This window comes from Pseudorhodobacter sp. E13 (assembly GCF_003991405.1).
GTDB lineage: Bacteria > Pseudomonadota > Alphaproteobacteria > Rhodobacterales > Rhodobacteraceae > Pseudorhodobacter.
Genome location: NZ_RPEN01000120.1, coordinates 1 through 6,540, shown reverse-complemented (window position 1 = coordinate 6,540; position 6,540 = coordinate 1). Strand labels below are relative to the sequence as shown.

Below are 6,540 nucleotides of genomic sequence, written 5' to 3'. Positions count from 1 at the left end.
GGGCCCTGCGCAACAAAACGCGCAACCCAAGCGTCGCGGGATGGAGCAGCTCGGTAGCTCGTCAGGCTCATAACCTGAAGGTCGTAGGTTCAAATCCTACTCCCGCAACCAAAAAACCGTTGTATAACAAATGCTTGGAATCCGACAAAAACACTTGTGTATAGACACCAGCGTTTTACCTCAACGCCACCTCAACGTTTGACGAGTCCCCCTGTAACCCAGGGGGCTTTTTGCGTTTCAGACCTTCAGCAGATCAAGCAGGGGATCGAAGGCGTACATCGCGGCGCGACGGCCCGAGGCTCCTTCGATCGTGCGCAGAAGCCCAGCCTCGACCAAGCGTCGCGAAAGTGCACGAGCGGACGATGGCGGAATTCCTGATCGTTCGACGAACCGGTCGTTACGGAACACTGGACTAGCAAAGACGAAGTCCAATGCCTGATCGTGGAACTGTGAGTTCAGCACCTCGCGGAACCGTTCCCGCATCTCGCCGTGCAGGCGGAAAATCGCGTCGGCAGTCTGGATGTTAACCGTCGCCTGGGCGTGCATCGCATGGAGGAAGAACACCACCCAGCCGGTCCAATCGCCTGTGGCGGAAACGGCCCGCATCCGCTCGATGTACTCGTCCTTGTGCGCCTCGAAGTAACCCGACACGAAAAAGTTCGGCTGATGCAGGACGCCAAGCTTCCACAGCATCAGGGTGATCAGCATGCGGCCGATCCTGCCATTGCCGTCTTCGAAAGGGTGCAGGGCCTCGAACTCGACATGCGCAATGGCGGTGCGGATGAGGGGCCGCATCGAACTTTCGTTGATGTAGCGGACCAGTTCGGCCATCGCCGGTCCCAGTTGCTCGGGGGCGATCGGAACGTAGTAGATCCTTCCCCGCCGTTCATCCCCGATGTAGTTCTGTTCAACTTTGTAGCTTCCCGGGCGCTTGCGGGCTCCCCGGCCAAAGGACAGCAGCTGCTGGTGCGCGGTGCGGATCAGATGCTCGCCAAGCGGTGCGCCTTCGGCCAGCGCCTGCTGGGCATTGCGCAGTGCACGGGAGTAAAGGTAGGTCTCGACGTCGTCGTTGCGCGCCTCCCGGTATGGGTCAGCGCTGCCTGCATCCTCTTCGGCTTCAAGTCGGTACAACTCCTCGATGGTCGAGATCGTCCCTTCCATCCGGGACGAGGTGACCGCGTCCTGGCGGCGCAGAGGGGCGAGGAAAAGTTCACTATTCATCATGCCCGACATCTTCGTATCGTACCGCGCAAGGGAGGCCGCAGCCTCTTCTAGCGGCCCAAGCAGCACTTCATAGTCGAGGGCAGATGGGGGAAAGGTGCCGATGTGATAGGTAACGGCATCTGTAAGATCGTAAGGTTTGGTGACCATATGTATGCCGATTCTGTCATCAACGCGATTTGACGCTAACCTAGTCACACCAAAACCGCTTGGCAACAGAATTGGAGTCGATTCTGACATCAACGTGCGTTGCCGCCAGTGGACTGCCAACAAGCACGATTGATGACAGAGACACCAAGAAAACTGTCATCAAAGCCTGATCTGTTGTTAACTGCCGCGCCCTCTGCGGAGAATGGTTGATCTGACCTCCGCACGAACGAAGTCGCGATCTGTGTCCTGAACGACCGGGTGGAGAAGCGTAAGGCCGTTCTGAGCAAGTTATGAACCCTCGGACAACTTCAGCTCTTGTCCGAGGTTTTGCAACACAAGCGCATGCGCAGGGCAACCGGCACATCTGTGCCGCTCGTCGGACAGCCGCTCCGCCATGGTCAGGATCGTCAGCAGCACCGCGTCGGAATGCTGCGCCAACAGGATGAGATGTTCTTCACTTGGCCCCCGTTCTCCTGAAAGCCAGTACTTCACGGTGCGTTCGCTCGCCCCTGTCCAGCGCATCGCCGTCTTGATGGCCTGGTGCGTTGGACCCAGCTCTCGACTCAGCGCATCGGCAATCGCTCTGCGATAGCGGGCCTGATCCGCCGCCAGGTGCACAGTTGTGCCCATTTTCGGCACAACTGTGCCCATCTTGATCCGCATCGCTGCGTTCTCCTCCGATAAACCTGTGGAGAAGACATCACAGCGGCAGATTCCATTTTGCGCCCCAGACATCATCCCGGGTCCAACCAGACGGAGACGCCTGCATGAATTGACCGGGAGACGGAAATGGCCGGAATCGATCCGCCCGCATTGAAAGGACCGGCCAAGACCCCGCCAATGCGAAGGGCGGTCGAATATGTCCGCATGTCGACCGACCACCAGAAGTACTCGACCGAAAACCAATCAGACGCGATCCGCAAATATGCCGCCGAACGTGGTTTCGAACTGGTGCGATCCTATGCCGATGCCGGGAAAAGCGGCCTCAGGATCGAGGGCCGCGAAGCCCTGCAGCAACTGATCCAGGATGTGCAGGACGGCACGGCCGATTTCGAGGTGATCCTCGTCTATGACGTCAGCCGGTGGGGACGGTTTCAGGATGCCGTTGAATCTGCATATTACGAATACATCTGCCGTCGCGCGAACAAGCAGGTCGAATATTGCGCCGAGCAATTCGAAAATGACGGCGGCCCGGTTGCCACCATCGTCAAGAGCGTCAAGCGCGCCATGGCAGGCGAATACAGTCGTGAGCTATCCCACAAGGTCTTCACGGGGCAGTGCCGCCTGATCGAACTCGGCTATCGACAGGGCGGCCCAGCGGGTTTTGGCCTTCGTCGTGTCCTGCTTGACGAACGCGGCGAGGTGAAGGCCGAGCTGAAGTGCGGCGAACACAAAAGCCTGCAGACTGATCGGGTGATCCTTGTGCCCGGGCCCGAGGCCGAGGTTAAAACCGTCCGCTGGATCTACAGCCATTTCCTGAAACAGGGCCGGTCGGAAGCCGAAATCGCGGCTGAACTGAACGAACGCGGTATCCTGACCGACCTCGGCAGGGTCTGGACGCGCTCGACCGTGCATCAGATCCTGACAAATGAGAAATACATCGGCAACAATGTCTACAACCGCCGCTCCTTCAAGCTGAAGCGCAAGCGGGTCGCCAATGGCCCGGAAATGTGGATCCGGTCAGAGGGGGCCTTCGAGGCCATCGTCGAGCTGAAACAGTTTCAGAAGGTGCAGGCGATCATCGCCGCCCGGAACCGACGGTTTTCGGACGAGGAGATGCTGGATCGCCTGACCCGGCTGCTCCAGCGCCATGGCTATATTTCTGGCCTCGTGATCGACGAAGCAGACGGCATGCCATCCAGCGGCGCCTATGCCCATCGCTTCGGCAGCCTGATCCGGGCTTACTCCCTCGTCGGCTTCACCCCGGACCGGGACTACCACTACATCGAAGTGAACCGGTTGCTGCGGCTGTTCCACGGGGAGGAGGTGGAGCGTGTGATCCGCGAGATCACCCGGATCGGCGGCACGGTGGCACGCAATCCGGTGACCGACCTGCTGACCATCAATGACGAATTTACCGCCTCCGTCGTCGTCGCCCGCTGCCGCGAAACCACCACGGGCGGGCTGCGCTGGAAAATCCGCTTCGATGCGGGACTTAGCCCCGACATCACCATCGCCATCCGAATGGACCGAACGAACACTGCCGCGCTCGACTTTTACCTGCTGCCCCAATTCGAGATGCGACGCAAACCCTTGGGGCTTGCAGAGGAGAATGGTCTGATGCTGGACGCTTTCCGATTTCAATCACTGGATTTCTTCTTCGACATTGCCCGGCGCGTTCCGGTTACGGAGGTTGCCCCATGGTGAGCGAGGTCGAAACGCCGGGCGAAGTGCAGACAATCCCGATTTCCGCCATCACTGTGGAAAACCCGCGCGAACGCTCGGAAAAGATCTTCCGCGCACTCGTGGACAGTATCGGCAAGGTCGGGCTGAAAAAGCCGATCACCGTTGCCCGGATCGACGGCGAGGCGGGGGTGTCCTATCGTCTCGTCTGCGGTCAGGGGCGGATGGAGGCTTATGTCGCCCTTGGAGAAACTGACATTCCGGCCATCGTCGTCGATGCGAACAAGGTGGAACGGCTTCTGCGCAGCGTGATCGAGAACATCGCCCGCCGCCAGCAGCGACCGCTCGAGCTTTTGCAGGACATCACCATCCTGCGCGACCGGGGATATTCGGACCATCAAATCGCCGACAAGACCGGGCTTTCCCTCGCCTATGTTCATGAAATCGGTGAGTTGATCGCTAATGGCGAGGAACGCCTGCTGATCGCGGTTGAGACCGGCCAGATGCCCTTGAGCGTCGCGCTCTACATCACGCGTGCCGAGGAAAAGGACGTGCAGAAGGCGCTTGAGGCCGCCTATGCCTCGGGTGAACTGCGCGGGAAGAAGCTCCTGGAGGCGCGGCGGTTGGTCGAGTTGCGCCAGCGCCATGGCAAGCAGCGGGGTGGCGCGCGCAACAAACAGCCACGCGCGCGAATGACATCTGCGGCGCTGGTCAAAGCCTATCGCGTGGAGGCGGAGCGTCAGCAGGACATGGTTCGGAGGGCACAAGCGACGCGCAGCAGCCTTCTGTTTCTGAACGCGGCATTCCAGTCGCTCTTGAAGGACGAGACCTTTCTGACCCTGCTTCGCGCGGAAGGGCTGGGTAGCCTTCCGAGCATCATCGTTGAAGGGTTGCAGGAGCCAAGAGCATGACGCACATGGGGAAGATGCCTTTACCGAAGAGTCCCGGGTTCGAGGCAAGCCTGCGACTGATCCCGATTGCCGCAATCCTGCTGGTCAAGCAGCTGTCGACCACCGTACCCAAGAGTCAGAAGTATGCGCAAATCGCCGCGTCGATCCGCGAGGTCGGCCTGATCGAACCGCCGGTGGTCGCCCGGGCAGCGGGGCAGGACGGATCCTTCATCCTTCTCGACGGCCATGTTCGTCTCCATGTGTTGAAGGAGATGGGCGAGACGTCTGTCATCTGCCTGGTGGCCACCGATGACGAGTCCTTCACCTACAACAAGCGCATCAGCCGCCTCGCCACCATCCAAGAGCACAAGATGATTCTGCGCGCGGTCGAACGAGGCGTATCGGAAGCCCGCATCGCTGCCGCGTTGAATGTGAACATCGCGCTGATCCGGCAAAAGCGCACCTTGCTGAACGGCATTTGTCCGGAGGCGGCCGAACTGCTGAAGGCCCGACATTGTCCGATCAACAGTTTCCGCTTCTTGCGCAAGATGAAACCTTTGCGGCAGATTCAGGCAGCAGAACTGATGATCGCCGCAAACAATTACACGGTGCCCTATGTGGAGGCCATTCTTGCGGCGACCGACTCCGCTGACCTGGTTGACCCTACGGCAAAAAAGGCACCCGCGGGTGTGACACGCGAACAGGCTGAGCTGATGCGCTCGGAGATGGCCAATCTCCAGAAGAACATCAAGCTGATTGAGGGCGCGCTTGGACCGGATCACCTCCGTCTTGTTGTGGCAGGCCGGTTTGTCGAGCGTCTTCTTCAGAATGATCGCCTCGCACGTTACCTCGACAGGAGTCATGGCGAAATCCTGAGTGAGTTTCGGCAGATCGTGGCCCAGCTGTCACAGCATGTCCCCACAGCGGAGGCGCAAAACGGCGAGAGCACATAGCTCGCCCATTTCTTTGCAAGTGACCAAGGGGACCCGGACCCTAAAGCGCGGGGACCGCGGGAGACGCCGGACGGTGGGTCGGATCAAGTGCGGGGTGGGGATGGCGGCGAACCCGCACGAAGCCCACCACGGTCGGCCGACATATGGTCGACCACGCAGGTGTCCCAGGAGGCTGGATGCCTGTGATGCCAGATGGGCGCGCTATTCTCCGGACTGATCGCCCGTCGAGGGATAGCGCGCCCGCAGGGGTTATCGCCGCAGTTCGGTACGCCCCCTTTTGTCGGCGACAGACCACACAACCGACCCGATGGTCAGCAGCGCGCCGATGACCGGTTCGATATCGGAAGCCTGGACATAGCCCTTGGCGACCAGTGCGGTGCCCGCGACGGTCAGGATCTGGCGGATGATGGCGAGGATGGCAGGTTTCAGCATGGTTTTCTCCAGTTCAGATTTCATTGGTGGTTGCGAGGAATTCGCCCGGCTTAATGGTCGGCAGGCGTTGGGGACGGGGCGGATAGGTCGCGGGCCAGCGCGCGCCCAAAAGGCGTGACTTCGCGATGCGGGCGATGGTGACGGCGTCGGACTGGTTGCCGCCCAGCACGTAGAAATGCGTGTCATCCTGGCCGACTGCGAAGCCGACGTGGCCGCCAGAACCGCGCTCAAAGATCAGCACCGCACCCGTGACGGGTTTGGTGTCCTGCCCGAACAGAAGCCAGTTGCGCGCCCAATAGGGATTGGTGCCCAGCGCGCCGAGAAGTGGCTCATCCGGCAGGGACACGCGGATGCAGGTCTCCACGAAGTCGCCGCACCACGGGTTCTTGCTGGGGTCGCCCAAGGAGCGGCCGTCACGCTTCAACCAGTCCATCAGCCAGTGTTGATTGCCACTGAGAATTGACCCGGCATTGTCACCGAGAACTGACCCACCCAGTGGTTATGTTCTGCGTGTCATGATGGCGTCAATGCTGGTGTTTCCTTCCGTTTCT

At 60.2% G+C, this 6,540-nt stretch carries 7 protein-coding genes and 1 tRNA gene; 4 read left to right on the top strand and 4 right to left on the bottom strand.

The window, feature by feature from the left end; all coding sequences use genetic code 11:
- Positions 1-34: 34 nt before the first annotated feature.
- Positions 35-111 (top strand) — tRNA-Met (locus EGN72_RS00680).
- Positions 112-237: 126 nt separating this feature from the next.
- On the opposite strand, the gene EGN72_RS00675 is transcribed toward EGN72_RS00680, so the two are convergent.
- Together EGN72_RS00675 and EGN72_RS00670 are read right to left on the bottom strand one after the other, a co-directional pair.
- Positions 238-1,371 (bottom strand): Fic family protein, encoded by a 1,134-nt coding sequence (locus EGN72_RS00675; protein ID WP_127044744.1) that lies wholly within the window; start codon positions 1,369-1,371, stop codon positions 238-240.
- Positions 1,372-1,659: 288 nt separating this feature from the next.
- Entirely contained in the window at positions 1,660-2,034 is a 375-nt protein-coding gene (locus EGN72_RS00670; RefSeq protein ID WP_127044743.1) for an XRE family transcriptional regulator, read from the bottom strand.
- 126 nt (positions 2,035-2,160) lie between these two features.
- Between EGN72_RS00670 and EGN72_RS00665 the strand changes: the two genes are divergently transcribed.
- The 3 genes from EGN72_RS00665 to EGN72_RS00655 are packed head-to-tail and all read left to right on the top strand — an operon-like array spanning position 2,161 to position 5,557.
- Positions 2,161-3,738 (top strand): recombinase family protein, encoded by a 1,578-nt coding sequence (locus tag EGN72_RS00665; protein ID WP_199743676.1) that lies wholly within the window; start codon positions 2,161-2,163, stop codon positions 3,736-3,738.
- On the top strand, positions 3,732-4,625 hold the full coding sequence (locus tag EGN72_RS00660; protein WP_127044742.1) for a ParB/RepB/Spo0J family partition protein: 894 nt from the start codon (positions 3,732-3,734) through the stop codon (positions 4,623-4,625). Before EGN72_RS00665 ends, EGN72_RS00660 begins: the two co-directional genes overlap by 7 nt.
- A complete protein-coding gene (locus tag EGN72_RS00655; protein ID WP_127044741.1) occupies positions 4,622-5,557 on the top strand; it encodes a plasmid partitioning protein RepB C-terminal domain-containing protein in 936 nt (311 codons plus the stop codon). The genes EGN72_RS00660 and EGN72_RS00655 overlap by 4 nt, the downstream gene beginning before the upstream one ends.
- A 249-nt stretch (positions 5,558-5,806) precedes the next feature.
- On the opposite strand, the gene EGN72_RS00650 is transcribed toward EGN72_RS00655, so the two are convergent.
- Both EGN72_RS00650 and EGN72_RS00645 read right to left on the bottom strand, forming a co-directional pair.
- The gene (locus EGN72_RS00650) at positions 5,807-6,013 is read right to left on the bottom strand and encodes a hypothetical protein (RefSeq protein ID WP_233586977.1); all 207 of its coding nucleotides are present in this window, start codon (positions 6,011-6,013) and stop codon (positions 5,807-5,809) included.
- Positions 6,003-6,422 (bottom strand): CHAP domain-containing protein, encoded by a 420-nt coding sequence (locus EGN72_RS00645; protein WP_233586976.1) that lies wholly within the window; start codon positions 6,420-6,422, stop codon positions 6,003-6,005. The genes EGN72_RS00650 and EGN72_RS00645 overlap by 11 nt, the downstream gene beginning before the upstream one ends.
- Positions 6,423-6,540 lie beyond the last annotated feature (118 nt).

Coding starts and splice junctions, on each gene's coding strand:
- EGN72_RS00645 (WP_233586976.1), bottom strand. CDS start 6,422: ATGGACTGGTTGAAGCGTGACGGCCGCTCCTTGGGCGACCCCAGCAAG.
- EGN72_RS00665 (WP_199743676.1), top strand. CDS start 2,161: ATGGCCGGAATCGATCCGCCCGCATTGAAAGGACCGGCCAAGACCCCG.
- EGN72_RS00650 (WP_233586977.1), bottom strand. CDS start 6,013: ATGAAATCTGAACTGGAGAAAACCATGCTGAAACCTGCCATCCTCGCC.
- EGN72_RS00675 (WP_127044744.1), bottom strand. CDS start 1,371: ATGGTCACCAAACCTTACGATCTTACAGATGCCGTTACCTATCACATC.
- EGN72_RS00655 (WP_127044741.1), top strand. CDS start 4,622: ATGACGCACATGGGGAAGATGCCTTTACCGAAGAGTCCCGGGTTCGAG.
- EGN72_RS00670 (WP_127044743.1), bottom strand. CDS start 2,034: ATGCGGATCAAGATGGGCACAGTTGTGCCGAAAATGGGCACAACTGTG.
- EGN72_RS00660 (WP_127044742.1), top strand. CDS start 3,732: ATGGTGAGCGAGGTCGAAACGCCGGGCGAAGTGCAGACAATCCCGATT.